Raw genomic sequence first — 26,832 nt, 5'->3', positions numbered from 1 at the left:
AAATCAAATAAATGAAGGAGTATGCAACATGTTAGCCGTAGAATTGGTTATTGTTCTGCTGGCCATTTTTCTGGGGGCAAGATTAGGGGGAATAGGCATTGGTTTTGCAGGTGGGATTGGCGTTTTGATCCTTGCCGCCATTGGCGTCAAACCAGGCAGCATTCCATTCGATGTTATCTCAATTATTATGGCTGTTATTGCTGCAATATCAGCTATGCAAGTGGCTGGAGGACTAGATTATCTCGTCCAACAAACCGAAAAATTACTGCGCAGGAATCCAAAGTACATCACTATCCTTGCACCTATCGTCACTTACTTTCTGACTTTATTTGCGGGTACGGGAAATATTTCACTGGCAACATTACCTGTTATTGCAGAGGTCGCTAAAGAACAAGGCATCAAACCATGCCGCCCACTCTCAACCGCTGTTGTCTCTGCCCAAATAGGGATCACCGCTTCTCCGATTTCTGCGGCAGTAGTTTATATGGCCTCAATGATGGAAGAACAAGGTGTCAGTTATATTCATTTGCTCATGATACTGCTGCCAGCTACGTTTTTTGCCATCGTATTAATGTCATTCATTGTTTCATGGCTTTTCGATTCCAAACTGGCCAATGACCCTATCTATCAAAAACGCCTTACTGCTGGCTTAGTAGAAATGCGGGGCTCTGCTCAGTTCCAAATTAAACCTAGGGCAAAACTGTCTGTTTTGCTGTTTTTGTTAGGCGTTACTGGCGTCATTATCTACGCAGTTATCAATAGCCCTAGTGTGGGGTTGATTGAAAAACCGCTGATGAACACCACCAGTGCGATTCTGATTATTATGTTAAGTGTCGCAACCATTATCACCGTTATCTGCTCCACCAATACTGACGCCATACTGAACTCAAGTACTTTTAAAGCAGGAATGAGTGCTTGTATCTGTATTCTGGGAGTCGCATGGCTAGGGGATACTTTTGTTCAGGCCAATCTTGCTTGGATCAAAGGAACTGCGGGTAATCTGATTCATGCACAACCGTGGTTATTAGCTGTTATTTTCTTCTTTTGCTCTGCCTTACTTTATTCACAAGCAGTTACAGCCAAGGCATTGATGCCTATGGCATTGGCTTTACATGTCACACCATTGACTGCAATTGCTTCGTTCTCTGCGGTTTCCGGTCTATTCATTCTGCCAACCTATCCGACACTGGTTGCAGCAGTGCAAATGGATGATACCGGAACCACCCGGATTGGACGCTTCGTTTTCAATCACCCGTTCTTTATTCCGGGAACAATTGCTGTTGGATTAGCTGTAGCATTCGGTTTCCTATTTGGAGACATGGTCCTGTAATTTTCACACCTTGCTTAGTGTCAGCTCAGGGGCTTAAAAAGCCCCTGAATATTTTCTTTCTCATATTTACTACCAATAAACTTTCCTGAAAAAAACACCGCACTGTTTTAATATTAGGCAAGCAGCCTTTTGCCGTGGATCTCATCGGTAATAGCACTGATTTTGGTAACAGTACTGATTCTGGTAAATTTTCCCCATCAACCCTATAAAAAACAGGCAGGCAAAAGATATCTTATGATGAAACGTATTCTCATATTGTTTCTACTATTCAGTGCATTAGCTGCTTCTCCCATGATAGCTAACGCACTGTTTGAGCGCCCCGGACAGACTTCATATCTTCCCGTTGAACAAGCATTCATGTTTGATTTTCAGCAGAAAGGGACCCAACTCACACTGAGCTGGGACATTAAACCCGGTTATTACCTCTATAGAAAACAGTTCATCATCACACCAAACCAACAAGCTACCTTAGGTCATATCGATTTTTCCAAGGCGACAGCTCATGAGGATGAGTTTTTTGGCAAAACCGAGGTCTATTTCCAATCAGCACATATTTACATCCCCATTCTTGCTGCAACAAATGACTCTACTCTTCAGGTCTCTTATCAAGGCTGTGCAGAAGCGGGATATTGCTATCCCCCGGAAACACTTACCGTACCACTGCGTGCTGTCATTGCTTCCTCTTCACCAAATGTTTCTTTGAATGAACCTCTACTATACAAAGAAATACTCCCCAAAACTCATGAAGTTCCCTTTTCACCGTTATGGGCGTTATTGATTGGTATTGGTATCGCATTTACGCCTTGCATTCTGCCTATGTACCCGCTGATTTCCAGCATTATTCTGGGGCAACAGAGACCCGAAAGCCTGAAACGTATTTTCTGGCTGGCGATGAGTTATGTGCAAGGAATGGCTATTACTTATACTGTATTGGGGTTTATCGTCGCTACGGCAGGTTTACAATTTCAGGCCGCGTTACAAAATCCTTATATTCTGATAGGGCTATCTGTACTGTTTATTCTACTGGCGTTATCGATGTTTGGGACGTATTCACTACAACTCCCTTCTTCTGTTCAAACACGTCTGGTGAACTGGAGTAACCAGCAGAAAAGTGGCTCCTATTTGGGGGTATTTATTATGGGAATGCTGGCAGGATTGATTGCCTCTCCCTGTACAACCGCCCCACTTAGCGCCATCTTACTTTACATTGCCCAAAGTGGTAACACCGTGCTTGGTGGCCTGACACTTTACCTTTATGCACTGGGAATGGGGTTACCACTCATCGCTGTTACTTTATTTGGCCACAAATTCTTACCCCGCAGCGGCCCATGGATGCAATACGTTAAAGAAGCATTCGGCTTTATTATTCTTGCACTACCAATTTTTTTACTGGAAAGGGTCTTCGGTGAAACCTGGGGAATAAGATTGTGGAGCATGTTGGGTGTAGCTTTCTTCAGTTGGGCTTTTGTGTTAACACTCAACAATAAAAATGGTTGGTTACGTACCCTACAACTCATTCTACTAACACTGGCTTTAATCTCGTCACGCCCCTTGCAGGATTGGGTATGGGGAACTCAGGCTACAGCACAACAACAAGCATCTTTAAAATTTCAACAAGTCAGCGATTGGCAGGAATTGAGCCAAATTCTGGCTGAAAACCGCCATAAACCGATAATGTTGGATCTGTACGCAGATTGGTGTGTGGCCTGCAAAGAGTTCGAGAAATATACCTTCAGCGCCCCACAGGTGCAAAAACAGTTAAACAACTTCCTTCTGTTACAGGCTAATGTCACAGAAAATAGCCCCAATCAGAAAGAATTGTTGCAAAAATTGAAAGTACTTGGGCTTCCCACTATTTTGTTTTTTGACTCTCAGGGAAAAGAACTATCCGATTCACGGGTTAATGGATTTATGGATGCAGAACGTTTCAACCGCCATTTACAACATCTATACCCAATAGACTCCCAATCGGGATCAACAAGATGAAGAGTAAACAGAAATCATTTAAAAGGAGAACCGCTGTGCAACGTGAATATGTGCTTAGTCATAGTCTGAACTTACTTGAGCAACATGGTCTGTCAGCAACATTGGAGACACTTTTAACTCCCCTCAATATTGATATTAACCACATAAAACATTTCTGGCCTGATCGTGAGGCCCTGTTCTACGATTGTCTACGCTATCATAGTCAACAAATTGAAGCCTGGCAGCGCCACATCTTGCTGGATGAAACCTTAAGCCCGGAGCAAAAATTATTGGCCCGCTATGATACACTAAAGGAAAAGGTACGAGAGCAGCGCTATCCCGGCTGTTTATTCATTGCAGCTTGTGGTGCTTTTCCTGATACTGACCATCCGATTCACCAACTGGCTGAGTTACAAAAACAGAATTCTTTTCACTATACGATCGGATTATTACAACAAATTGGTATCGAAGATAGTGAACAGGTTGCCAAACAGATGGAACTTATCCTTGAAGGCTGTCTCAGCAAGCTATTGGTGAAAAGAGAACTTGAGGTTGTGATTACGGCAAAACTACTGGCTCAGGATATTCTGATCATTGCTAATTGCCGGAAAAACGGTGCTTTGAGCTGATAAAAAGCAGCCAAAGCTGAATAATCACACCAGAACAGTATAAAAATACATCCAATAACTATTTTTCACGTTTTTTTCGTAGAAAGTCGTTGACGGATTGGAGCTAATACGGTTTAATGCGTCCCCGTTAGCCCGGATAGCTCAGTCGGTAGAGCAGGGGATTGAAAATCCCCGTGTCGGTGGTTCGATTCCGCCTCCGGGCACCAAGATTTTAAAGCTAATTTGTTGAATACTATCAGGTAATTAACAAATAAGTTAAAATTTAGGGCTGTTAATTCAATGTTAAACAATTGATCGCACTCGTCTGCATACTCAATGTTTAAGAAAGCCGTAAATAAAGAATACAGGGTGCCTGCATTTGCAAGCACTCTTTTTTTTCATTTAAGGTAATGATTTCAGTAATTGATTCTGATGTCAAGTAAGGGAAAAACTTTACGGGATGCCAGATCGGTATTAGCCATTTTTCATACCATCGATATTGATGCAGGGCCGTTCACTAAGACCTCCACCTCCTAATCCTGTCTGAGACCTGCCCTGTCTTTTTTTACCTGATATTCTTACACCGAAATATCCAGATATATCGCCAGTTCATTCTCCAGCGTTTTACCCGCAATTTCCATATCGATATCAATATATTCCAGGGTGGTTGCCAGACTACGATGGCCCAGCAAACACCTGACCAGCTGCAAATTACGATCCGGTGCTTTCATCAGCTCTGTCGCCAGTGTATGACGAAAACGGTGAGGGGAAACGGCAAAACCACACTCTTTCGACAACCGGTTAAAGAAAGAACGGATATGCTGCCTTTCTTTATCCTGATCATACCGGTAACGGCTCATCCGTCCATGAGCGTGCAAATCCAGACGACTTAAATCAAACAGCGGATCATCGTCTTTCGCCCCGCAGGCTTTTGTCTGTTCAACCAGTTTCGCCAAACGGGGTTTAAGCTGCCGGATCATCGGTATCCGCCATTCACTGTGGTTTTTACTGCCCTCGACACGCAGAACAATATAATTGCTGTCCAGATTGATATCCCGCAACCGCAGGTGCAATAGCTGATTCTGGCGCATCCCCGTTAACCGGAACGTATCCAGTACCGTCAGCCAATATCCGGTCGGGTACAACGCACAGCGCCCTCCCCGGGGAGTCACCTGCATACGCTCCTCTTCCTCATACTGTCCCATCAGCAGATAGAGGCGGGTTATCTGGGATTTACTCAGGATTTTCTTTGTCTTCTTCTCTTTTTTCACTGCCGCCTCGTTAAACGGGTTTTCAGTGAGTGGCAGCAGTTTTCTTTCCATCACGAAATTAAAAATCGCCCGCAGGTGCGCCACCTTATTGTTCCAGGTGTAGCTCGACTGTTTTTTCTCAGTCAGAAGATGACGCCGCCACCGCAGTACATCGCGGTGAGTCACCTGTTCCGGCAACACCGTATCCCCCATAAACCCGATAAAAACCCGGGTCACCTTGCGATAACTCCACTCCGTAGCCGGTCGCAGCATATGCGAGAAAAAATATTCTTCCAGTAATTCATCCCAACCCATTTTTTCCTCATTATTGAACATTATAGTTTCCTTAGTGTGTCAAGTTGTGTCCCGGTATAGCCACGTCCCGTTAATAAACTGAAAATTAATTAACACGTTGAATTATTTTATTTTTCATATCATGACCTTTTGTACATTGCAGAAACAAGGCATTCTGACGCTGATACAGGGCGTTTGAACAATTTCAAATCGTTATTGTTATCATTTGTATTATTTCCCATCAGAATTTCACTCCGGTGTCTGAAACAAGGACAGTAATGTCCGGGTATCATCGCGAGTGTCGGGTGCCGGGACGGTTATTGGTGTGACAAGCGGAGTAACCGGAGCGGGTGATGGATGAGCGGTAGTCGTTTTCACTTCAGCAGATTCAACCGGCTTCAGCAACGGCGACTTCACCTGCTCAGCCGCTGACTGAAGCAGTAAATCCGTCAACGGGACAGAAGAAGGAGACCCGCCAAGATGCAACATCAGGCATTGCCACGCACCGGGGACTAAAGACAGCCAGGTGACCGCTTCCTCCGGTAACAAACGGGCAGCCAGCAGCGTTTTATGAGAAACAGACAGCTCAGACAGTGAGGTATGAAACCGGAAGCGGAAACGGCGGGCTGGCACCCATAGCCCCGGCAGCCAGGGGTGTCCATCATCCAGTTCACCTTCCAGTTGCCGCAACAAAGGCAGGTGGTAAAACAACGCCGCCCAGAATACCACGGCCTGCCACAACACGCTCTGCGCGGCCTGTGTTTCCGGCGCCACGCCGGGTGGCAGCATGTGCCCTTTCGCCAGCCGCACGGCACAGGCAGTAAATTGCAGGGTCAGATCAATAAACCCGCCACGATAAGACCAGATGCCCTCTGGTGTGGCTGGAATATGCTGTACACGGGCGCATAATTGCCGGAGCGGTTCCAGATAAAACTGCTGATACAATCCTGTGGGCAGCGCACTGTTTTCCCACAGTTGCCGGAGAGCCTGACAACGTTCTGCGTTTGCCAACAGTGCTTCCGCTGGCTGTGGCCGGAAATATCCCCGATTGTCGCGAAGGGTTTCCGGTTGTTGTCCGGGTGGTTTTGATGGTGTCATCGGCTGGCGGGTAAAATGCGATTTAAAACGTGTAAACATCACTTTTCTCCTTTTCAAGTTTGGCTCAGTGTCGGTGAATCCCACGCTTAAACAAGGAGAAACTCTTTTTGCGAAAATGAAAATTGTTTGTATGACTTACACTTAAGCGTAAAAAAAGCGCCCCAAAAGGCGCCATGAGTCGGAAGCAGAGTCAATGTGAAAAAAGGGTCATGCGGCTTGTTCATAGGCCTATAAACGCTGTGACCAGTTCCCCAGATAATGGGCCGGTGTGTATCGGGTTCGTTTACTGCCGCCATCATACAGAGCATCACCGATAGTGACCGCCGCCGGAATACCGGTCAGGGAAAGCTGGATATACGCCATCACCGCCGCCAGCGGATCGATATCAATCGCAGACACCCACATACTGGACAACGGATCATGTCCCTGCTCTCTTAATACCTCGGCGGCCGCCAGCATCATACAGGCCGCACCACAGCAAGGTTCGTGGAAAGTGACAAACGGCTGGGTCTGCAACAAGTCAGACACCTCATTCAACTGTAATTGTGCCATCACTCTGGCCACACTCCAGGGCGTAAAGAACTGCTGAAGTTCCTTATTGCCCAGTTCCAGCTGCATAAACACACTGCCGAGAAAATCACAGGGTTCTTCCGCCAGTGCCAGCACGGTAGTTGAGAACAGTTCCACAATCCGGTCAATATCTTCCCGTTCGTATTTGTTGATGGTTTTCAGATAGAACTGCTCCAGTTCCTCACTGAAACAGTATTTATTGTGAATGGCGGCCATTGTACAGTTGCAAAAATCCTGAAAAACCCGATAACGGGGACGGTAACGGGCGGTTTGGTTAAACAACGAAATAAAGTCTTTTTGGTAGTCAGGGCGAGAGGCCATAGCGTATTTTCCTGATAAAGAAAAAAAGAAAACACGCCCCGAAAGGAGAATGTGTTTCCCCTTTCGGTTGAAGTAAAGATAAGTGGATACTGCTTTGAACAAAAGTTACTGCCCGACGGCAAGCGCAGGTAATGCCGGTGCCGGTTCGGTTTTGTCTCCGTTAACCAGATACAGTGCCGGACGGTTTTCGTGCCCGGCCTGCCCGTTGTGGCTGTCCACATGCTCACCCTGGTCATAGCAGTCATAGCCTTTGAGGCTTCCTGTCGGGTCGCTGTACCAGTGGCGGATTTCACAGTCAAACACCGATGACAACCCGCCCATCAGTTCCGCTGAGGGCGGTGCCCATGGCGTGTCAAAACGTACCGTCAGACTGCTGACATTGCGACGTTCCCAGCGGACATGATGACCGAACGGCCATTCCAGCCCATAGTGCTCCTCATAGAACTGCGCCGTGGTGGCCATCCCTTTCAGTAAACCACTGTTGCCGTTAATCTCCGTGGCCAGCCGGGTCGGTCGTATCATCAGCATATCGCAGGGCTGGGCGGCCGTCGGGTAAACCGCCAGCTTCTCCCAGCACGCGCCGATATCGAGGCTATCAGACCAGCCCACCACGCCGAACCAGTCGGTATACTGGCGGGTCAGCAGGCGGACGATAATGTCACGCGCTGATGCCGTCACATTCTCCCAGCGCAGCAGGCTTAAGCCCGACTGGCGGTATGCACTGTCAATCCGCTTCATGTTTTCTGTGGTTAGCAACACATTATCCTGCAACAACGCCAGCCATTGCTCAAATGCCAGATTCTGCGCAGTCGGCGCTGCCGTACCCCGTACCAGTTCCGGATAAGGCATATAGTTAAGCGGTTTGGTCGGTTTCAGTATCCCTGCACAGCCAGCCAGAAACAGGCGTAAGCTCTGCAATACAGCCTGACGGTAACGGGGGAATTCTTCCCCACAGACCCATTGCTGCATCACATCGATACAGACGGATTTTCCGGTGACTTCCAGTTGATTGGTGACCCATTCTGCCATGGTTAAGTTCCTCACTTGAATGATAAAAATAAACAGGAGGCACTGACCCATTCGGGGCGCAGTTCCTCCCGATGGGATAGATTGAAAAAAGGGTTACAGTTTGTCTTGCCCGAAGAGCAGGGACGCCAGACCGCTGTCAAAAATGACTATCAGTTCATCGTGGATACCCAGATAAGGTGTACTGCGTGGAATAACCTGCGTGTTCAGCCGGGTTAAATCGTGTTTATCCACCAATTCATTAATGGCTTCCGATGGTAGGACACCACGGGTTATCATTTCCGCCACGGTATCGGTTTCACCTAATGCTGTATCGTTCAGGCTCAGGCCAAAATGCCGTTTCAGCAGCGCGGCGGCAATCATCTGCCAGACCGTTAAACGTAAAGGTGCCATGGTGATACCTCTCCTTCACACGCTGACGGTTGTAGCGTGCCGGAGAATATCCTGCACTTCATGATGCTGCTGATAATCGGGCGACACCACATGCAGCGACAGTAAATTTGCCTCATGCCACAGGACCCGCGCCGCTTCTGCATTCTGCCAGCTCAGTTCAAACGTGGCCGACTGACACAAGCGCCGTTGTTTCTGCGCCAGCGACAGACGTTCTGATGTCACTGTGACCGGCTGTGCCCAGACAATCTCGTCATAAAAGCGGCCACCGAGTACCTTGTTATCTTTGGCGTCATAAATCATGACGGTCAGGGGAAAAAAAGCCCGCCGGCACTGGGTGGAGGGAATTTCCGGTAGCGGCCAGTCCCCCAAAAGATGGATGACTTTCAGCCGCTGTACCGCTTCGGTGACCGAGTCGGTCTCACATACGGTCAGGGTTTCCTCCCGCAGCGATTGAGGCCGTTGGGGATGCTGTATCAGGCCGGTGACCTGTACGGTAAAAATGGCTTCCTGCGAGGCCGGTGTCATGCTTTCCGGCGCAGGTAAAAAAATCGGGTTCATGGTGTGACTCTCCTTGATTTAACGTCAATAAAAGACAACACCCACCCAATACGGGAAGGTGTTGTCGGCTCCCCGGTCAGGCGCTAAAAATGAGAGTTAACAGCCTCATGGGCTGATAACGTCAGTGGTGATTATGGTTGTTATGGATAAGTGACGAACGGATGATTTCTTCTTTGGGCTGTAACGCGAGTACGGCGCGTATCAGTTCGGTTTCCGGATGGTGTAGCGCGTATTCCCGCAGTTCGCAGAACCGGAATGCATCGGCATTCGGCTCATCCAGCTCGGCGATACGGGCAAACACAATCGCGGTAACAGCCAGACCGAACGCATCCGCAGACAGCGTGGCCGTCAATGTCGTCTCCGGCAGATAAACCGAATAGGTTTTTGCCGCGGTGGGTATCATATACGTCAGGGATCCAGACACGTTCCGGCTGCCCCACTGCTCAGGACGATATTCACCACACAACTGTGAGGCGGTATTCGCCAGCAGGAAGCCCAGAAACAGCCGTTCCAGCGGAGTTTTGTCGGGAAACACAACCGACAACGCAAGACTGTCCAGCATCATCAGTTCATGATTTGGCATCACGTTCTCCCTCTAAACCCAACGCCGCCCGGATATATTGCGCCTGAGGATGTTGCAGCGCATATTTACGCAGGGTGTAAATCCGCTCAGCGTATCCGTCCGGCTCCATCAGGGCTGTCAGATAACCCAAGACGTTCAGGGTCACCATCAGCCCAAAGGTATCGGCGGAAACTTTGCCTGTAAAATCCGTCGTCTCCACATTAAAAACAGCGAAATCCGACCGTGCCGGCACGAGATAGGCGATACTGTCTGACACTTTCCGGTACTGCCATCGGTTAAATCGGTCATCATCACAAAGCACCGCAGCGGCTTTATTGAACGGGTGCTCCAGCAGCATCCGCTCCAGCGAACTGGTGTGCGGAAACATGTCAGCAAAAGGGGATAATTCAGCCGCATGCACCGTGGCCGAGGGGATATGTTGTTGCATGGTATTCTCCTGATAAAATAACGGAGAACACCCACCCAATAGGAAATGTGTTCCCCGTTGGGTGACAGGCCGGTTGGCCATCATGGATGTGATTAAGAAACCTTCATCGTCATCAGACTGACGATATCTGCTTCCAAAGGGGCGCAGATGTACCACACTGTCGTGTACTCCCTTGCAGGCTACGGGAGTGTGAGTGTCGCTGCCCGAAGGTGATCCTCACAAGCGACCGGATCATCAATAAGTCTGATTACGCTAACCAATGGAAGCAGTACAATCAAGCGGTAATTCATTTTCTGATACTGAAAATAATGTCAGAAACGTGAAGTTACTCACTTGAATTGATTAGAGTACACTCTACCAACTCCAATTTCAGTGTATAACCAGATGAGCTAACTCGCTTCTGGATAAAAGAGAGTTAGTTGTATCAAATAAAACTCGAACTGAGCGAGATCTAATCAAACAAGTCGGCTTAGTACTACAATCGTAATCGACTCTGTAATCATAAGGCTATCCCGACGACGATAATGACATTGTTGTGCATAGTATTGGTGTCGTCGTCGCCAGTTTGACCAATTTAAAATCTGTTCGACTGCCTCTCCCGTTTTTTTCATCAATTTTGATAACAGGTTACGCAGTTCCGGGATGCTCAGGGCTACCAGCCCCGCCGATGTTTTTCTCCCGTATCCGTAAAACCGCCAGAACCGCATAGCCAACAGCGATAAGGTTATGTGCCGATATCAACTGTGCCATTGCCGCACTTCATAATGATCTAGGCCACATTCCCCCTTCGTTTCCTCAAAACCACTTTCAATTTCCCAGCGACGACCTGCCACCTGAATCAGGGTTTTCAGGTCAGCCAATGCTCTGTGGGCATAGACGATATAATAAGCCCGCTCCTGTTTCTCATCCCGGCCGCACCAAACCAGTAGATAATGACCATAATCCCGTTCTTCCTCATTGAGTTACAAACGCCAAAGCGGCACCCGAACACAGTCGTACCAACGCTCTCCCTTTGTCCACAATCCTGTCGACTCTGGTATACGTAGATCCTTGCCACCACACGCTTTCATTTTTGGAGATCGCCAATACAAACGGTTGATATCGGGATTCCAACCAACACCGCAGGCGACGGTCTTGACCATAAACCGTATCTTCCCGTGATCTACTATTAGGAACAGCTATTTAGTTATATGAGGTGAGTCCTTATATCTCTCTACGTTGTGGGGAGATATAACACGCATCTTGAAGTTGAATTGGTATATTTTAGAAATCGTGATGGAAATGTAAAATAAAACTATTACTTAATAATTAGAGGATTATGAGGATTTAATTTATTTTCTTGGTTTTATTAATTTAATGTTTATATATTGATGTGTATATTTATTATTATACATGTACATTTATGAATGCAAAATGGCTCATGAAGTTGGAGATCATAAAGATCTGTGGAGAACTTTATTTAATTAATATTAAATAATCAATTAAACATACCCGTAAAAAATAAATTGAGTTGCTTAATGATTATTTCATTATAAATATTAAAGATATAAAAATTATATTCGATTCTTTCCAGATAAATGCTCCACAAATTTTTATGCTCTCAAGCTAAGCCTATAAAGGAAGGTAAAGATGCCCATCGAAAGAATAAAAATGCTCAGTTGCGAAGTGTTTTTTGAGAGGTATATGCGTAAGCACCGGCCTGCCATTATCACTGATTTATTTGCAGGGCAACCCTTGGCAAGGGTAAAAACCAAAGCAGATGCCGTCAAGGTCTTCGCTGATATTCAAATACCACTGGACGACAATTATGATAGTGCAATAAAAATTTCTGATATCAGGGATCATTTAGATAGTCGTTTATCACAGCACTATAAAATGCATGAAGAAGATGCAATCCCAAAATATCAAGGTTCCAGAATTTCTTTATCTGATTATTTTCAAGTGATTGAAGGTCGGAAAAACAGGGATATAATTAGGGTAGCTTTTTTAACTGATGAGGCTATGCAGAAATCATTCAAAATACCTGAAGTATGCTTCCCCCAAGCAGGAGAAAGTCAAACCTTGCTCAATCATAACTTCATTGGCGTAAAAGGTAGTTTCTCCAATATTCATTTTGATAAAGATGGCTTGCATGCATTCCTTTATTCAATTATAGGGCGAAAACGATTTATTCTATTCCCTCGAGAATCTACTTCTAAGCTAGCTCCCTTTACTCAATTCAGCAGTTGGTCACTACAAAATTTCAGCGATGAGGATAGAGCTGGATTTTTAGAATATACAGGCGGCGAGGAGATTATATTAAATCCCGGAGAAGCAATATATTTCCCACCTTATGCTTGGCACTATGCCGATTACTTAGATGATTGTTGGAGCTTGAACTTGCGTTTCCGCCGTAAAGATGAAATTACGGATTTACTTAACTGGACGTTCCCCGACTTATATAGCAAAGAGTTAGGTCACTTATTGTTGGACGAGAGAGTAGACGAAAGCACCAAAGCAGACATTCTCTTTAGGCTGGAACAGGCATTTGTAGAGCAGTTTATCAATGGTTCAGAGAAAGCTCTCCATATGAGGCTTTTAGCCAAACAATTGGCCAATGAGTATGGACATGCTGCCAGCAGCTTCCTCTATTCGATTGATTTCGAAGAATATATACCATCACCATTAGCTGAGTGGACAGATTTCGATCATCCCACTCGTCCGAGTTTTTTATAAAAGTATTTATCGTAAAAATGACACGCTAAAGATAAGCGTCTTTTGTCCATACAGCTAAATAATCCAATAATATTAAGGGAGAGAGGTATGTTAAGAAGTTGGCTTTGCTCTTCAGCTTTAAATGGAAAATTAGTTGAAAAATCAGAAAATTACAATGCAGATGTGATTCATTTTGATTTAGAGGATTCAGTTCCTCTTACCCAAAAGGAGGATGCAAGGAACTCTTTGTTGAAACACTACCCAATCGACCACAAATTGCCAGTGGCAATCAGGATCAATAGTCTCGACACTGAAGAAGGATTGAAAGATATCTTGTTTTTGACCGAACGCTCCCTCCAACCTGATATTGTGATTGTGCCAAAGTCCAGCATTGCTCGTGATGTGCCGCTAATAAGCACTTATTTTAAAAACAGCCTGATATTTTCTGTGATTGAAACCATCGATAACTTTTTCGAATTACGTCATCTCAATCACCGGCCTAAAGCTTTAGACGGGGTCATTTTTGGGGCAGCGGACTTTGCCGTTGATATGGACTTAAACCCTCAGACGTTAACTAACGAATTATCTTACATCAAAGCGGAAATCAGTATTTGTGCTAAGAGGCTTGGGCTACATGCTATAGATTCTCCCTGTTTCTCAGTGTATGAACACGATATGTTGCAGTTGGAAATCGAGAAGGCGAAAAAACTCGGATACACAGGGAAAATTGCCTTACACCCGAACCAAGTTTCTACCATAAACAAAGGTTTTTCTATCTGTGAAGAGAGTAAGGCCAAAGCACAGTCGATCGTATCTATGCTCGAGTCGAACAATCAGCGATCTGTGGCTATGGATTCAGAAAAAATGGTTGGACCGCCACATCTCAAGTATAGCAAGAAAATATTGTCCGGGAGAATTCGATAGAGTTGTATTAATCAGGAATAAAATTATATGGAAAACAAACCCCTCAGTATATTGGAGGCCATCGGGCCACAGAGATATCGTGAAAGTCATGGACTCTATTTTGATGACTTCAAAGTTGGGGATGTGTACGAGCACAAACCTGGGCGTACTGTTACTGAAGTTGACAACATATGGCAATCTCTGATCAATATGAATACTCACCCTTTGCACATCGACAATGAGTATGCAAAGAAAACTGAATTTGGTCAGACTTTGGTATCCAGTCTTGTCACTTTTTCCATTATTGGGGGGTTAAGCCTCGCCAGTACTAGTGCCAGAGCGATTGCCAATCTGGGTTGGAAAGAAGTCAAATTGAGTCATCCGGTTTATGTTGGCGACACCTTGTATGCCGAAACGACTATTTTGACCAAACGCGAATCGAATAGTCGTCCGGGCCAAGGGATTGTTACAGTACAAACCCGAGGACTGAATCAGAATGATATTGAAGTGTTGTGTTGGGAACGGAGCTTTTTAATTCCACTACGTCCATGCAAGGATTCATGATGTCTATTCTAAATATTGGTGCCTTCGGTTGGCCTTTGTTGCCGGAGCTGACTGATCTTAAACCATTAATATCTTATTTCAAAGAATCATTTTCTAATGGTAGAGCTGAGGCTGCACGGGTACCGGCAAGATCGATGATTATAAAGCAAAGCCCCTTTTCGGCATTTGGTGCTATGCCAGCATATTGCCCTAACAGTAATTTGTTTATTACAAAAGTAGCCACTTTGGTAGTTAATGGAGAGAAAAAAGGCAATTCGGTAAATGCCATTGTCAATGTTTTTGACGGTACTACAGGAAAACCATTGGCTTTGCTAGACGGTGTCCAGTTGACCAACTTAAAGTGTGCAGCAGTCAGTGCCATGGTGACTGATATTTGCGCGTCCGATGATGCCAATAAAATGGCGTTAATTGGTTGCGGCACTCAAGCTTGGCAACAAGTATTAGCGGTTATGGCTGTCCGTCCGATACGCCAAATACGGTTGTATGGAAGAACTTCCAGCAACACCTTGGCATTTGCAAAGAAAATTGAAGAGAAATTTGGTTCTAATATTAAAGTTCTTATGCCTGCATCTGTAACAGATACTGTAAGTAATGCAGACATTATCTGTACTGCTACAACTTCAAGATTGCCGCTATTTTCTAATGTAGAGCTTACTGACCACGTTCATGTTAATTGCATGGGGGCGCATACATGTGACTCGCGTGAAGTTCCAAATACGCTTTTGCAAAGCGCCCATGTGATTGTGGAGGATCTTGATACTGCAGTGGCTGAAGCGGGAGAGTTGCATCGTGATGCTTTAACATTGACTAAAATGCTGACATTCGACAGAAACAAACTAAAGAACACTGCAACCGTTTTTAGTTCCGTCGGACATGGCTATTTGGATCTATTGGTGACTGCTTATTTATTACAACAATCTCAGAATCCGTAAGAAAGGAAGGTTAAATTGAATTTTTATACCCTGAAACAAATTGTGGAAACGGCGCGACAAGGCTCACCTTTTTACCGCTCACTTTATGAAAATCTCGGTACGGAATACCAGCTTGAAGATTTACCGATCGCTTCTTTCGATAAAGTGATGACAGCGGTACACGATGATTTTTCGGCCTTATTTGCCAGCGAACAACCTTACGGTATGTTCTATACAACCTCTGGTACCACCGGAAAACCCAAAGCAACTTTGTTTGGTCGTGATGAATGGCGCACTGTTAATCGCTTGTTGGCTGAAACACATTGGCGCAATGGCCTATTACAGGAAAAAGATATAATTCTCAATCTATCAGAGCCTGGTAGTGCATCATTTATGGCAGTGCATCATGTTGTAGATATGTTTCCGGGGCGATGTTCGGAAATTCCCTTAGGCTGTGATCGTGATTTCGAAGAAATTATTTCCTTGTATCAACATTTCAATGCCAATGTGATTACTGGTATGAACCCCACGTTTTTGGGGTTGGCTAGCCGTTTATTGGATACTACAGGACCAGATTTGAATATCACACGGCTATTAGGTGGAGGTGAAAATCTCTATGGTAGTCAAATGGTACTGCTTGAAGAAGCGTTTCCGAATGCAACGCTGTACCCGTTTCTTTATGCTACTACCGAGGTTGGCCAAGTAGCGTACAGTAAAGTGCCTACTCGATACAACGAATACATTCCTTTCAAGGAACTGTGTACTATTGAAATCATTGACCCTGAAACTGAAGAAGTTATTAGGGAAACAGGAAAAAAAGGCACTTTGCTGGTTACCAGCCATGTTCGTTTACAAACTCCAGCTATTAGATTGGATACAGGCGATGTGGCTCAGTGGCTGGATGATCCAACGCAACCAGAAGCTCGTTTTTCACTTCAAGGACGCCGGTTTGTATTCGAACATACGTTAGCTGATACTGTAATCAATAAAGATATCGTATTCGGAATTATCGACCAACTAAATACGAAATTGAACATTACTATGTTTAATGTAGAAATAGGTGGAACCTCAACGCAACCTGAATTGAAAGTCCTTGTCTCATTACACCCACAGTCGATGGCCCCGCCAGAATTGAAAGATTTGGTTCTGAGTGCCATGGAAAAAGAGTCTCCTGCGCTTTTCGAAGCCATCCAAACTGGAAAAATTCGTCAAATTATCGTCAATCAAGTGACGCTTTCTCACTTTGAATTAGCAACCAAAAGAAAAACTCGTTTCATTATTGACAATAGATATTAAAACTTTGTTATTCATAATGTTCGAAGTTAAGTATAAATCGTGAGGATATTGACCGGGCTTTATTTTTACCCAAACTGTGGACGGAGGATCGATCCCACTGTTCCAAGCTTAATCATATAAATAATAGGTGATTTTTATGGGGCAATACTCAAATATCGGCAAAATGGTTACTTCCAGTCTGGTTAGTTGGCGGAAAGCCAATGAACATGGTTTGACAGGCATCAGAACTATAGATTACAAGGGTAATAAGCTAATTACGGATGATGGCCATGAGTTTATCAATATGTGCTCTTGCTCTTACCTTGGCTTGAACCGGCATCCGAAAATCATCGATGGTGCAATCCGCGCCCTTGAGCAGGAAGGCACGATGAGTACTTCAGTTTCACGAGCACGGATTGCTCCTAAGTTGATGATCGAAACCGAGCAACTTATGTCCAAGGTATTCGATGCCGAAATCATTTTGACTACTTCTTGTTTTACCGCTTCTGTATCAGTTTTACCTTTGTTGGCTTCAGGGCAAATGACTGAAGGAAAAAAACCTTTGATGATTTTCGACCGAAGCTGCCATTTCTCCATGAATATTCTCAAGCCTAATTGCGGTAATGAAACCGAAGTGGTTACTTGTCCACATAACAGTATCGAATTTATTGAGCAAGCCTGTAAAGAAAACGATACCGTAGCATATGTTTGCGACGGCGCTTATAGCATGGGTGGCAATGCCCCGATTGAAGAACTAATTCGATTACAAAAAGAGTATGGCTTGTTCTTATACATCGATGATTCACACTCCATTTCCGTATACGGCGAACGAGGCGTCGGTCTAGCACGTTCATTTTTTAATAAGTTGAATGATCGAACTGTTATTGTAGGCTCTCTCGCCAAAGCGTTCGGCGCCACAGGCGGAGTGATAATGCTTGGCAGTAATAAATATCGTGAAATGCTCGACTATTGTTCAGGTCCACTGGGGTGGTCACAAATGATTAATGCTCCAGGATTAGGTGCAATCAAAGCTTCTGCACAGATCCATCTGAGCGATGAGTTGCCCAAATTACAGGCACAATTAGGCGAAGCCATGTCACATTTCGATCGTATAATTCCAAGCTCCAATGCTGGTAACGGCCTGCCTATACGAGTTATCGATTTGCCATCGGTAGATGATGCAGTTGAAGCATCAGCTCGCTTGTTCCAAAAAGGCTTTTACTGCTCCGCTGTGTTTTTTCCAATTGTAGCTAAAGATCGGCCTGGAGTCCGGGTTATGGGGCGCGCTAACATGAGCAATGAAGACATTGAATCCTTCTGTAAGGCACTAAAAACGATTTAATTTCTATTGGGTTAACCTCTTAGGCTACATAGATGATGAACGAAAGCAAACAAAGTGCTTTGATGCTATGGCTGCATATGGAAGGCGGGGAGAATGCACTCTTTAACCATTGGCACAATCAAGAACATATTCCTCAGCGTATGGAAATACCGGGATTCTTGTCGAGTCAGCGCTACTATTGTTCACAATCTGGCGAATACCTATGCTATTACCGCCTGCAGAATCAGGGTGTGCTAGAAAGTGAACTGTATCAGAAACAAAACGAAATGGACCCAAGCGATCTTGCTAAAAGGGTGGGCAAACATCTTCGCTTGGAAGAGCGAAAAGTCGCCGATCTGCTTTGGTCCGAAGGCGATGCTACTGGAGGCGCAATGGTTACAGCTCGATTGTCTATCGATGCTTCACAGCTTCCCACTGTAAGTGAATTGCTACATGTTGAGCTAGCCGACTTATTGAAGAACGATGCCATTTGCTCCGCGTGTTTGTATCACGATACCAACGTTAACCAAAGCGGTAATAACCTGATTTTGATGGTGGAGAATGCGAATGGTTGTCAACATGATGACATAACCGAGCTTGTGACCAAGGTTCTTGAAAATCAAAAAGTAGAGTGCGAAATGATTCAGTCTTATCAACTACAATACTTTTTGAGTAAGTAAAGTAATACCTAGTGAGTCACAGTGTGCGCACCACCTACGATATGACCAGAATATTGTTAGCCATCATGGCAAGTCCGTTTTGGCTAAATTACTTTTCATTTAGAGAGCAAGCGTTAGATTTTAGCAACTAAGTTTTCTGTTAGTTGATTAGTCTACTTAACAACACCGATATTCGGTTGTCTCCATATAGCAATGATGTAAAAATTTTAAATGAGGATAGAGTAAATGATCGACTACAATAATTTAATTGAACGAATCACCCTGCCTACTGCAGAGGAATTTGAAAATAGTTATATGAAAACGGTAACGCCAGTGGTTATTACCGATTTATATTCAGGTGAAGAGATCCGAGATATAACCTCCCGTGATAAAGTAATTGAGCATTGGGGGAATATTCGCATCCCTGTCCAAGATGAATATCTAAAGGCCTACGAAGAGCATACAAAAAAAACAGGAACCTTGCGGGATAAAGACTCCACTCTAGAAGACATGGCGACCATGACAATTGCTGAGTACTATCGCTATGTCGATGAAAACCCGAATGAGAAGAAAATGTGTATCGAGTTTTCAACTCCAGATGCTATCCGTAAATACTATTCTGTTCCAGAAATGTGTATCCCTCAGGAAGGAGAAAGCAACAGCATAGTTCAGCAGTGTTTTGTTGGTAACAAGGGCAATGTGGCCAACATTCACTTTGACAAAGCCGGACATCACGGCTTCCTCTTCCAAATTTTTGGCAGAAAACGTTTCATCGTATTTCCTCATTCCGCCGCTAAAAAATTGCTGCCTTTAACCCAAACATCGGGTTGGAAGTTGCAGAACTTTACCGAACAAGATCGCCAGGATTTCTTGCGTTTCACAGGTGGAAAAGAAGTGATTTTAGAGTCAGGTGAGGCCATGTTTGTTCCAGCATACTGTTGGCACTATGCTGACTATATTGAAGATAGCATGGCAGTACGCGTTCGATTCCGCAGACCCAATCACTTTACCGAGCTGTTGAATTTTATGTATCCGGATATGTACACCCAGGGCATCCTTCACAAGATAGCCGATCCAATAAAAGCCAATAGCGAATATCGCGAAGTGCTTGTTCGGCTAAAAGAATGTGCAGAGCATCACTACAGCGACGGTAAGCAAAAGGTTCACGCTATCCGAGAGTTGACCAAGAAAATTTACTTTGAGTTATATCCTGAAGAACCGCACGATAACTATTCGTTGGATTTAGAAAAACACTTTCCATCGTTGTTACCGCATTTCTTAGACGCCGAGCATCCTGACCGACCTATTTACCAATAAGGAAGTAGAACAAAATCTATGAGACGGCCGATGTATTTTCGACCATGCTGCTCAGGGATATTTTTTAAGGAGCCATTTTATGAGCCAAACGACATTATCCAGCGATATAAGTAATGCCTCCATCACCAAACAAGTTGCCGAACAATACGAATCGTTTCCGTTTCCTCCGGTCTATCGCATTGAACAAGAAGACCCTGACCGCAGTCTGACCGCCAGTTTCAATCTAGATTTCAATCTGAGAAAAGAGGCACAGTTGAAACCAGGTAGCAAAATATGGGTCCCCGGGTGCGGTACCAGATGGGCTGTAATGGTTGCCTTGCAATTTTCCGATTGCGAAATAGTGGCCAGTGACCTGAGCTCTAGTAGTATCACTTTCCAAAACCGTTTGGCCCAAAATTTAGGGATCTCCAATATTACTTTTAAGCAGGAAAATTTGTTAGAAACTGAGTATACGGATGCGTTTGATTACATCAGTTGTGTCGGCGTATTGCATCACTTACCTTCTCCGCAAAATGGATTTAAAGTTATCCATAGGGCGCTCAAAGATACTGGCATCGCTGAGATCATGGTTTACGATTATAAGAACCGTCAGTATTCAATCAAAATGCTAGAGATTCTAGCCTTACTAGACCCTAAAAAGACCCTATCCAGCCCTGCCCGATTTGAGCTAGCTGTATCTTACCTGCGAGCTCTTAACGGTCATGCTAAGGTACCCAAAGAGTTAAAGCGCGTGCTGAAATATGTAAATGAGCGTCCGGGGTTTGCGCAGGAGCTGGCTGATTTTATCTGCAACCCTCAGGAACACTATTACGATGTAGACAGCTTGCTAGAAATCTTGGATCAAGCTGATTTGCAGGTGTTCCGTTGGAAGCAACCTCACTACTTTTCACCAGATAAGATGCTAGAAAATGAACAGTTGTGTTGTCAAGTCCGGCAGTTACCATCGGCAGCTCAAGCTAAACTTGGCAGCCTTATGAGCGATCCGTTGCTAGAAGTCTATGTCAGCAAAAAGGGAGTTAAACTTAAAGCTGATGAAGAGGACATGAGAGAAGTATCAGAGTCGTTGGTTATCAAAGCAGCCACGACCATACACAAATATCACGTCAATCCGGATGGATCAATTGACCGCGAAGAAACTCTGGTCAAATACAAGGTACGCGATGGCCATTTCTTATTTGATGCTGGAGAGCGCCGTCCTGCGGTTTTGTATTACGGACAGGCGCTAGATTGCGTGACTGAAGAGCCTAGACAATGGTTGAAATTGTGCGACATGCAACAGAATGAACGATTGACAACGGAACAGATTTTGCGAATGTTGGAATTGACTGAACAACCTATAAAAATAGCTGAACTGTTGGCTTGCATGAATCGTGAATTTGGTACTCAGGGTATAAATATTGATGATGTCAAAGAAACCTTGGGTACACTGTGCAGAACACCTTTCAGACTATTCACTGTGCAATCTAAATAGCGGTTCGGAATACCGCTATACTTTTGCCAGTCCATGTTCGCTACGGATTATCGTTGCTATGATTGGGGTTTAGGAGCAACAGAACACAAATGATGGTTAAGAGGCTAAATAGAGTAGTCAACATACGATAAAACAATGAATTGAATGCTACCAATCGATATGGATTGAAATCTAGCCAAGTTGAGTATAGGTGATTTGGCACTCGTAGAGGGATGGCTAAAAATGGGACTCTGTCGCATTAAGCCGTATTTGGGTAACCTATCGATTTTTTGTTGAGTGTTCTACCGATGTGCATTATCCGAAACGCGTTCAAACGGCGGATCTCCCCAATGCTGGGCTTTAAAAATTTCAGACGGGCTCAGATCCTGTTAGCGGGTATTGAATTGGTTTGTATGTTGCGTAAAGGGCAATATCAGCAAGAGCCGAAGCATCCCATATCACCCGCAGCCTTCTTTCCATTCTCTCGTGATTTCTGCGTTAATGCGACAGAACCGGGTAAAATTAATTAATTATTTTCTCAAACAGAGGGGGGACGCTTTTTGCGACCGGATGCTTACTTATTGCAGGTGTGGGTAATTGCCAGGTTAATGTTTCATTGATTAGGCCAAGTATATCTCTCATAACTATCATCTTCTCAGGAATAACAGGGTAAAATAGCCGTGATGTGACGTCTAGTGAATAAAAAAGTACGGAAAGCGTCTCATCCAGTTGAAGTTTATCACCTTGCTTAAATAAATCCCACGGACGAGTGTCGTTAATAAATTTATTCAGTTCACGGACGAACTCTAGCGCCTTTTCATACGCCATTGAAAGCTTCATTTCATCAACTAAAGGCATCATTGAATCAAAGGTTTGCGCAGCAAGTTTTATTAGGAAATGATGCTGTAATGTTTGTTCTGACAGTACAGGGGGCATGCCGTTACTGTATTTGTTAATCATGGCTACTGTGCGGGAAAGTAGGTTTCCGATATCATTAGCCAAGTCGTTATTTAACCGTTGCTGAATAACTTCTTCACTGATAATGCCATCCGAACCAAAGCGAAGCTCTTTAATCAATGTGTATCTGAGAACATCGCTGGTGTATTTTTCCACTGCATAAAGTGGGTCAACGCCATTTCCCAGAGACTTACTCATTTTACGACCATCGCTTCCTAATAAATGCCCTGAGACAAGAAGGCGTTTATAGGGAGTAAATCCCAAGGCTTTACACATGCTTAGCCAAAAAATAGTATGTGTTTTTAAAATGTCTTTACCGATGATATGATTTGAAGAATGCCATAACGCCTCTACATCATCAGGATCTGCATGATGAATGGCGGAAAGATAGCTCAAAAGGGCATCAAACCAGACATAAGTGACGTGATCGTTATCCCAGGGAATAGGGATTCCCCAAGACAACCTTTCCCTTGGCCGTGAGATGCTCAGGTCTCCGATATCATCATTCAACATCTGTAGCACTTCATTAGCGTACTGAGGCGGGGAGATTAAATCAGGGTGATCGGCCAAATATTCTTTTATCCAGCCCTGATATTTTTCCATGCGGAAGAAATAATTTTTCTCTTTACGAATTATAGGTGGATCTTTATCTTCAGGAACTTTTCCATTGACAAGTTCTTTTTCAGTAACAAACCGTTCCTGGCCAACGGAGTAAAGCCCTTCATATTCAGCTGAATAGATATCGCCAGCATCATATAGTTTTTGTAATAATTTTTGCACAAAATCTTTATGGAAATGTGATGATGTTCTGACAAAGAAAGAATAGTCGATATTTAATACCTTCCAAGCGGAAATGAAATGCTCAGCATTTTGCTGGACAAATTCTTCATTCGTTATGTTTTGCGCCGCAGAAGCTTTTGCAATTTTCTCACCGTGTTCATCTGCGCCAGTCAGAAAAAAACTCTTATATCCAGCCATTTTTTTTATACGATGCATTACATCTGCATGAATGGTCGCATAAGCATGCCCCATATGAGGCTTGTCATTAACGTAGTATATTGGAGTGGTTATATATGACTTCATAGCCGTAGAGAAATCCTTAGGTTTACACCGTCGATAACGTTTAGCTATCGGGGGAACCAGACGATGAATCCAGCGAGAAAACGTGGAATGATCAACGTTAATACCCCGTTCAGCCATTATTTCTTCTAAATGATGCAAATGACGCAAGCTCAATGCGTAGGCCAGATAACAACGAACATACTAAGCGATGATATCAACAGGATAATGCAGCCATTTGAACGCATTTCGGATAAGGAGCATCGATAGAACACTCCACAAAAAAATCGACAGATTACCCGAACACGGCTTAATACGACAGAGCCGATCCGCTCGTTTGGCACACTGTGTTAGATTCACTATATTTAATGCATATAGGCTAGCCCCTGTCAACCCGCACACCAATCAAAATATGTTTAATAATCAGCAATTCTCAATGAAAAAATTTCTCTTTTATTTACATGATATTATGAATAAAAAATAAAAAAGTTTTCGCGCTATTTAGTGCCATTCCAGATAGAGAAAATCGGCATTCTTTTTTTATTTCATGTGGTTATAAATTTCAGCTTGCAGTTATTCATTGAGAATTTCTGTTTAATAATTGTTAGAATTGTGCATGATATGTTGAAAAAGTGAACTGGGAGCACTCTGCGCACTCTGCAATGTTGAGGCAAGTTGGGGGTTGTTTATTTTTCAATCCACTGTAATCCAGAAAAAGGCCGTCGTTGGGCATTTTTGCCAATTTTAAACAAGGTAAAAGTCAACGCGACTGGCTTCAACAAACCAACGTTTCAACAAACCAACGTTATAGGATGTTAAAGTCGAGCATCGCGTTAAGTTAATTAATGTTTTTATCTTATTTGCGGAAGCGGCATCCTTTATGACCTGTATAAAACTCTAGGCATCAGCGAAATTCCCTGACTACTGTTAGGGACGATTGGTCTTTTTACGCTAGCCGGAATCTATTACCAATTTCTGGCACCCAGAGTAAAAAGCATTAAATTAGAAAACTAACCTTCGAAAAATTAGGCAGGATGAAATGAACTTATCAGGTAAAAAGGTGATCGTCACCGGAGGAAGTCATGGTATTGGAGAGGCAATAGTCAGAAGATTTTCTATCGCCGGAGCTGACGTATTATTTACCTATAAAGATTCCGTAGCTAAAGCTGCTGAACTCTGTGACATACTCAGCAGTGAAAAAGGCAAGGTAACTTCATTACAGTGTGATATGTCGGATATCAGCTGCTGTAAAGAAATACTTCAACATAGTGAGAAGACTCTGGGTAAAGTCAACACCTTGGTCAATAATGTTGGTACTCTCACCCGTGACACATTTCTTATCATTGATGAAGAAAAATACGATCAGGTTCTTGATACGAATTTGAAGATACCTTTCTTTCTTACCCAGCTGGTTGCAAAGCGCATGATAGAACATGACATATTTGGAAATATTATTAATGTTTCTTCACTTAGTTCCAGACTTTGTCGAAGCCGGGTAGCACATTATCAAATAGCCAAAGCAGGAATGGAAAATCTCACCAAAAGCGCGGCATATGAGCTTGCGGAACATGGAATAAGAGTTAATGGTATTTGTCCAGGCTTAACAGCCACTAAAGCAAACCAGGAGCAATGGGAAAATCAGCCTGAATTATGGCAACAAAGAGCGGCTAATATTCCTCTGAAACGCACAGGATTACCTCAGGATCATGCCGGAGCTGCATTGTATCTGGCTTCTGATGAGGCCTCCTGGGTCACGGGTGTCACCTTGGTTATTGATGGTGGCATGAGCTTATATTGATTTATAAGTAATCAATTACTGGTGGTAATTAATATGGCTCAGTCGCATTAAGCCGTGTTCCGGTAACCTACAAGGGTTATGTATGAAATTTTGGTAGGCTAATTTTGGTAGGCTAAAATTGCTTAAATAACAGCGCTTCCATATAGAGCATAAATCTACGGGTGCCTCGTTTTTGCAACACTCATTTTGATGAATTTTGGGCTTGCTTAAATCTATCCGGCGTCATTATAGGCAAGAAGCCTGCGCCTCAATGAATTTCGCGCCTGATGAACCTTAAAAGTGTGTCAGCTTTAAAGAGCCAATTTTTATGTGAAGCGGCTTCACAGATAGCTTCAGCATCAACAAAATCATTCTTGTTACTTTTGACGAAAGGACGAACAAACTGCGGTGAAATCAGCTTGGCCTCATGCCCCAAATCAGCGATCCGCCTTGCCATGAAATGTGAGCCAGCACAGGCTTCCATCACCACCGTTGCCGGAGAGCAGTCAGTTAAGAATTTCATCAATTATTCAGTTTTATTGCACTTACCATAAAACCAGATAATCTATAAGTCAGTACACTTTTATTTATTCACCCTCAGTCTTCCGGTAATACACCTGTCGGATATAGCGCCCCCTCCCATCACCATGCCCTAAATCCATCGACACCAGAGCTAACGCTTCCCGCTCACTGAAACCCTGCGCTTTGTAATATTCACCGGATTGCTGCGCAAAATGGTAACGCATACTGTGTGGGGCATTATTACCCGTCAATCCTGCGCTTCTGACAATATAGCGGTAACGGTCTATGGCCTGAGTGATCGTGGGTTTATCAATCAGTTTGCCGCTACGTCCTACCTGCTCTCGCTCTGCATAGGCAATGGCATTTTGAAGCGCAGCCCGATCCAGTATGGTCGTCTGTCTAGGCCGTCCCCCCTTCGTGCCAAACACTACCCTCACGGCGGTATGGCCGTTTTCCAGTGCTTTTTTCCAGGTCGCTAACGATTTGTAGGCTTCCACGGCTTCTTTGGTACGCAGTCCCAACACATAGGCCAATTGCATCACCGCCGCCACACTCCGGTCTTTTTGTTCGACCTGCTGAAAGGTTTCGCTGAATGCCGCCGGTGTCAGCGCCGTTTTCGTTCCCTTGCGGCTCATATCCGCGATACCTAAAGCCTGATTGCTCAGACGGGGATTCGCGGTATCAGCCAGCTTATGCTTGCCGGCCTGCGCTAAAATGGCTCGCAGCACAGACATCTCATTTTGCAGTGTCCGATGACTGATATGGTTGGCCTTACGCTCAGCAATATAGCGCTCGATATATTTCACCTTCAGGCTATCCATTTGCCGGAGTTTGATCCCATTGTTTTTCAAATAATCCAGGAAGTACCGGGCAATCCGCTCACGATCCGCCACCGTGGCAAAACTCCCGCCCGCCTGTCGGGCATGAGTAATAAAGGCTTTTCTGAACTGCTCAACCTTTGAACGTGTTGAGTTCTGCGCCATCCGCACCTTCCCTGTCA

25 protein-coding genes, 1 tRNA gene and 3 pseudogenes are annotated in these 26,832 nt (G+C 44.3%); 15 read left to right on the top strand and 14 right to left on the bottom strand.

Translation table 11 applies throughout. From position 1 onward, the window contains the following. The first annotated feature begins 28 nt into the window (after positions 1–28). The 4 genes from ABLA85_RS09175 to ABLA85_RS09160 all read left to right on the top strand — a co-directional run bounded on the left by ABLA85_RS09175 (position 29) and on the right by ABLA85_RS09160 (position 4,130). A complete protein-coding gene (locus tag ABLA85_RS09175; RefSeq protein ID WP_367963347.1) occupies positions 29–1,330 on the top strand; it encodes an anaerobic C4-dicarboxylate transporter in 1,302 nt (433 codons plus the stop codon). A gap of 234 nt (positions 1,331–1,564) precedes the next feature. Then, positions 1,565–3,316, top strand: a complete 1,752-nt coding sequence (locus ABLA85_RS09170) for a protein-disulfide reductase DsbD (protein ID WP_367963345.1) — start codon at positions 1,565–1,567, stop codon at positions 3,314–3,316. Positions 3,317–3,351: 35 nt separating this feature from the next. Next, on the top strand, positions 3,352–3,924 hold the full coding sequence (locus ABLA85_RS09165) for a transcriptional regulator (RefSeq protein WP_367963344.1): 573 nt from the start codon (positions 3,352–3,354) through the stop codon (positions 3,922–3,924). A 130-nt stretch (positions 3,925–4,054) separates the two neighbouring features. Further along, a tRNA-Phe gene (locus ABLA85_RS09160) sits at positions 4,055–4,130 on the top strand. A gap of 351 nt (positions 4,131–4,481) precedes the next feature. On the opposite strand, the gene ABLA85_RS09155 is transcribed toward ABLA85_RS09160, so the two are convergent. From ABLA85_RS09155 to ABLA85_RS09110, 10 genes are all read right to left on the bottom strand, one after another. Next, positions 4,482–5,489 carry a tyrosine-type recombinase/integrase gene (locus ABLA85_RS09155; protein WP_367963341.1) on the bottom strand — a complete coding sequence of 336 codons (1,008 nt, stop codon included), beginning with the start codon at positions 5,487–5,489 and terminating at the stop codon, positions 4,482–4,484. 207 nt (positions 5,490–5,696) lie between these two features. After that, positions 5,697–6,584 carry a TraI domain-containing protein gene (locus ABLA85_RS09150; RefSeq protein WP_367963339.1) on the bottom strand — a complete coding sequence of 296 codons (888 nt, stop codon included), beginning with the start codon at positions 6,582–6,584 and terminating at the stop codon, positions 5,697–5,699. 189 nt (positions 6,585–6,773) lie between these two features. Beyond that, positions 6,774–7,436: an N-6 DNA methylase gene (locus tag ABLA85_RS09145; RefSeq protein WP_367963337.1), complete on the bottom strand. Its 663-nt coding sequence runs from the start codon at positions 7,434–7,436 to the stop codon at positions 6,774–6,776. 105 nt (positions 7,437–7,541) lie between these two features. Then, the gene (locus ABLA85_RS09140) at positions 7,542–8,465 is read right to left on the bottom strand and encodes a DUF1281 domain-containing protein (protein WP_367963335.1); all 924 of its coding nucleotides are present in this window, start codon (positions 8,463–8,465) and stop codon (positions 7,542–7,544) included. A 93-nt stretch (positions 8,466–8,558) separates the two neighbouring features. After that, the gene (locus tag ABLA85_RS09135; RefSeq protein ID WP_367963333.1) at positions 8,559–8,855 is read right to left on the bottom strand and encodes a TA system toxin CbtA family protein; all 297 of its coding nucleotides are present in this window, start codon (positions 8,853–8,855) and stop codon (positions 8,559–8,561) included. Positions 8,856–8,870: 15 nt separating this feature from the next. Next, positions 8,871–9,413 (bottom strand): hypothetical protein, encoded by a 543-nt coding sequence (locus tag ABLA85_RS09130; protein ID WP_367963331.1) that lies wholly within the window; start codon positions 9,411–9,413, stop codon positions 8,871–8,873. A gap of 121 nt (positions 9,414–9,534) precedes the next feature. Next, positions 9,535–9,996 carry an antirestriction protein gene (locus ABLA85_RS09125; protein WP_367963329.1) on the bottom strand — a complete coding sequence of 154 codons (462 nt, stop codon included), beginning with the start codon at positions 9,994–9,996 and terminating at the stop codon, positions 9,535–9,537. Further along, positions 9,983–10,423, bottom strand: coding sequence for an antirestriction protein (locus ABLA85_RS09120; RefSeq protein ID WP_367963327.1), 441 nt, complete (start codon positions 10,421–10,423; stop codon positions 9,983–9,985). Before ABLA85_RS09120 ends, ABLA85_RS09125 begins: the two co-directional genes overlap by 14 nt. A 627-nt stretch (positions 10,424–11,050) precedes the next feature. Next, positions 11,051–11,173: a hypothetical protein gene (locus tag ABLA85_RS09115; protein ID WP_367963325.1), complete on the bottom strand. Its 123-nt coding sequence runs from the start codon at positions 11,171–11,173 to the stop codon at positions 11,051–11,053. 212 nt (positions 11,174–11,385) lie between these two features. Continuing rightward, complete coding sequence (locus ABLA85_RS09110; protein WP_367963322.1) at positions 11,386–11,565, bottom strand: hypothetical protein; 180 nt, start codon at positions 11,563–11,565, stop codon at positions 11,386–11,388. 487 nt (positions 11,566–12,052) lie between these two features. Between ABLA85_RS09110 and ABLA85_RS09105 the strand changes: the two genes are divergently transcribed. The 10 genes and pseudogenes from ABLA85_RS09105 to ABLA85_RS09060 form a co-directional block, all read left to right on the top strand. Next, positions 12,053–13,138: a cupin-like domain-containing protein gene (locus tag ABLA85_RS09105; RefSeq protein WP_367963320.1), complete on the top strand. Its 1,086-nt coding sequence runs from the start codon at positions 12,053–12,055 to the stop codon at positions 13,136–13,138. Positions 13,139–13,225: 87 nt separating this feature from the next. Continuing rightward, the gene (locus ABLA85_RS09100) at positions 13,226–14,041 is read left to right on the top strand and encodes a CoA ester lyase (protein WP_367963319.1); all 816 of its coding nucleotides are present in this window, start codon (positions 13,226–13,228) and stop codon (positions 14,039–14,041) included. 27 nt (positions 14,042–14,068) lie between these two features. Then, entirely contained in the window at positions 14,069–14,584 is a 516-nt protein-coding gene (locus tag ABLA85_RS09095; RefSeq protein WP_367963317.1) for a MaoC family dehydratase, read from the top strand. Continuing rightward, positions 14,584–15,516 carry an ornithine cyclodeaminase family protein gene (locus ABLA85_RS09090; RefSeq protein WP_367963314.1) on the top strand — a complete coding sequence of 311 codons (933 nt, stop codon included), beginning with the start codon at positions 14,584–14,586 and terminating at the stop codon, positions 15,514–15,516. Before ABLA85_RS09095 ends, ABLA85_RS09090 begins: the two co-directional genes overlap by 1 nt. Positions 15,517–15,531: 15 nt before the next feature. Further along, positions 15,532–16,791, top strand: coding sequence for a hypothetical protein (locus ABLA85_RS09085; RefSeq protein WP_367963312.1), 1,260 nt, complete (start codon positions 15,532–15,534; stop codon positions 16,789–16,791). Between the two features lie 136 nt (positions 16,792–16,927). Further along, positions 16,928–18,112, top strand: coding sequence for an aminotransferase class I/II-fold pyridoxal phosphate-dependent enzyme (locus ABLA85_RS09080; protein ID WP_367963309.1), 1,185 nt, complete (start codon positions 16,928–16,930; stop codon positions 18,110–18,112). Positions 18,113–18,144: 32 nt separating this feature from the next. Further along, positions 18,145–18,771 carry a hypothetical protein gene (locus ABLA85_RS09075; RefSeq protein ID WP_367963307.1) on the top strand — a complete coding sequence of 209 codons (627 nt, stop codon included), beginning with the start codon at positions 18,145–18,147 and terminating at the stop codon, positions 18,769–18,771. Positions 18,772–18,996: 225 nt separating this feature from the next. Further along, positions 18,997–20,067 (top strand): cupin-like domain-containing protein, encoded by a 1,071-nt coding sequence (locus ABLA85_RS09070; RefSeq protein WP_367963305.1) that lies wholly within the window; start codon positions 18,997–18,999, stop codon positions 20,065–20,067. 79 nt (positions 20,068–20,146) lie between these two features. Further along, complete coding sequence (locus ABLA85_RS09065; protein ID WP_367963302.1) at positions 20,147–21,538, top strand: cyclopropane-fatty-acyl-phospholipid synthase family protein; 1,392 nt, start codon at positions 20,147–20,149, stop codon at positions 21,536–21,538. Between the two features lie 311 nt (positions 21,539–21,849). Beyond that, positions 21,850–22,047 (top strand): annotated as a pseudogene (locus ABLA85_RS09060) (hypothetical protein); the annotation flags it as partial. Here the strand turns inward: ABLA85_RS09060 and metG are convergent. Together metG and ABLA85_RS09050 are read right to left on the bottom strand one after the other, a co-directional pair. After that, positions 22,040–23,557, bottom strand: coding sequence for a methionine--tRNA ligase (gene metG, locus ABLA85_RS09055; protein WP_367963610.1), 1,518 nt, complete (start codon positions 23,555–23,557; stop codon positions 22,040–22,042). The pseudogene ABLA85_RS09060 and the gene metG overlap by 8 nt on opposite strands. 21 nt (positions 23,558–23,578) lie before the next feature. Beyond that, positions 23,579–23,797, bottom strand: a pseudogene (locus ABLA85_RS09050) (IS6 family transposase); the annotation flags it as partial. 775 nt (positions 23,798–24,572) lie between these two features. Between ABLA85_RS09050 and ABLA85_RS09045 the strand changes: the two are divergent. After that, entirely contained in the window at positions 24,573–25,331 is a 759-nt protein-coding gene (locus tag ABLA85_RS09045; protein WP_367963300.1) for an SDR family NAD(P)-dependent oxidoreductase, read from the top strand. A gap of 310 nt (positions 25,332–25,641) precedes the next feature. Here the strand turns inward: ABLA85_RS09045 and ABLA85_RS09040 are convergent. Further along, positions 25,642–25,803, bottom strand: a pseudogene (locus tag ABLA85_RS09040) (IS110 family transposase); the annotation flags it as partial. Positions 25,804–25,897: 94 nt separating this feature from the next. Then, entirely contained in the window at positions 25,898–26,815 is a 918-nt protein-coding gene (locus ABLA85_RS09035; protein ID WP_367963298.1) for an integrase domain-containing protein, read from the bottom strand. Positions 26,816–26,832: the final 17 nt, after the last annotated feature.

It is taken from the genome of Xenorhabdus sp. SGI246 (assembly GCF_040838225.1).
GTDB classification, from domain to species: Bacteria; Pseudomonadota; Gammaproteobacteria; order Enterobacterales; family Enterobacteriaceae; genus Xenorhabdus; species Xenorhabdus indica.
This window is presented reverse-complemented; position numbering and strand designations above follow the sequence as displayed.

What these genes read in the sequence shown, in the direction of transcription:
- ABLA85_RS09095 (WP_367963317.1), top strand. Translation starts at nt 14,069, where the DNA reads ATGGAAAACAAACCCCTCAGTATATTGGAGGCCATCGGGCCACAGAGA.
- ABLA85_RS09120 (WP_367963327.1), bottom strand. Translation starts at nt 10,423, where the DNA reads ATGCAACAACATATCCCCTCGGCCACGGTGCATGCGGCTGAATTATCC.
- ABLA85_RS09065 (WP_367963302.1), top strand. Translation starts at nt 20,147, where the DNA reads ATGAGCCAAACGACATTATCCAGCGATATAAGTAATGCCTCCATCACC.
- ABLA85_RS09170 (WP_367963345.1), top strand. Translation starts at nt 1,565, where the DNA reads ATGATGAAACGTATTCTCATATTGTTTCTACTATTCAGTGCATTAGCT.
- ABLA85_RS09140 (WP_367963335.1), bottom strand. Translation starts at nt 8,465, where the DNA reads ATGGCAGAATGGGTCACCAATCAACTGGAAGTCACCGGAAAATCCGTC.
- ABLA85_RS09100 (WP_367963319.1), top strand. Translation starts at nt 13,226, where the DNA reads ATGTTAAGAAGTTGGCTTTGCTCTTCAGCTTTAAATGGAAAATTAGTT.
- ABLA85_RS09080 (WP_367963309.1), top strand. Translation starts at nt 16,928, where the DNA reads ATGGGGCAATACTCAAATATCGGCAAAATGGTTACTTCCAGTCTGGTT.
- ABLA85_RS09035 (WP_367963298.1), bottom strand. Translation starts at nt 26,815, where the DNA reads ATGGCGCAGAACTCAACACGTTCAAAGGTTGAGCAGTTCAGAAAAGCC.
- ABLA85_RS09090 (WP_367963314.1), top strand. Translation starts at nt 14,584, where the DNA reads ATGTCTATTCTAAATATTGGTGCCTTCGGTTGGCCTTTGTTGCCGGAG.
- ABLA85_RS09175 (WP_367963347.1), top strand. Translation starts at nt 29, where the DNA reads ATGTTAGCCGTAGAATTGGTTATTGTTCTGCTGGCCATTTTTCTGGGG.
- ABLA85_RS09130 (WP_367963331.1), bottom strand. Translation starts at nt 9,413, where the DNA reads ATGAACCCGATTTTTTTACCTGCGCCGGAAAGCATGACACCGGCCTCG.
- ABLA85_RS09150 (WP_367963339.1), bottom strand. Translation starts at nt 6,584, where the DNA reads ATGTTTACACGTTTTAAATCGCATTTTACCCGCCAGCCGATGACACCA.
- ABLA85_RS09070 (WP_367963305.1), top strand. Translation starts at nt 18,997, where the DNA reads ATGATCGACTACAATAATTTAATTGAACGAATCACCCTGCCTACTGCA.
- ABLA85_RS09075 (WP_367963307.1), top strand. Translation starts at nt 18,145, where the DNA reads ATGATGAACGAAAGCAAACAAAGTGCTTTGATGCTATGGCTGCATATG.
- metG (WP_367963610.1), bottom strand. Translation starts at nt 23,557, where the DNA reads ATGAAGTCATATATAACCACTCCAATATACTACGTTAATGACAAGCCT.
- ABLA85_RS09125 (WP_367963329.1), bottom strand. Translation starts at nt 9,996, where the DNA reads ATGCCAAATCATGAACTGATGATGCTGGACAGTCTTGCGTTGTCGGTT.
- ABLA85_RS09155 (WP_367963341.1), bottom strand. Translation starts at nt 5,489, where the DNA reads ATGTTCAATAATGAGGAAAAAATGGGTTGGGATGAATTACTGGAAGAA.
- ABLA85_RS09105 (WP_367963320.1), top strand. Translation starts at nt 12,053, where the DNA reads ATGCCCATCGAAAGAATAAAAATGCTCAGTTGCGAAGTGTTTTTTGAG.
- ABLA85_RS09145 (WP_367963337.1), bottom strand. Translation starts at nt 7,436, where the DNA reads ATGGCCTCTCGCCCTGACTACCAAAAAGACTTTATTTCGTTGTTTAAC.
- ABLA85_RS09110 (WP_367963322.1), bottom strand. Translation starts at nt 11,565, where the DNA reads ATGGTCAAGACCGTCGCCTGCGGTGTTGGTTGGAATCCCGATATCAAC.
- ABLA85_RS09115 (WP_367963325.1), bottom strand. Translation starts at nt 11,173, where the DNA reads ATGGCACAGTTGATATCGGCACATAACCTTATCGCTGTTGGCTATGCG.
- ABLA85_RS09045 (WP_367963300.1), top strand. Translation starts at nt 24,573, where the DNA reads ATGAACTTATCAGGTAAAAAGGTGATCGTCACCGGAGGAAGTCATGGT.
- ABLA85_RS09135 (WP_367963333.1), bottom strand. Translation starts at nt 8,855, where the DNA reads ATGGCACCTTTACGTTTAACGGTCTGGCAGATGATTGCCGCCGCGCTG.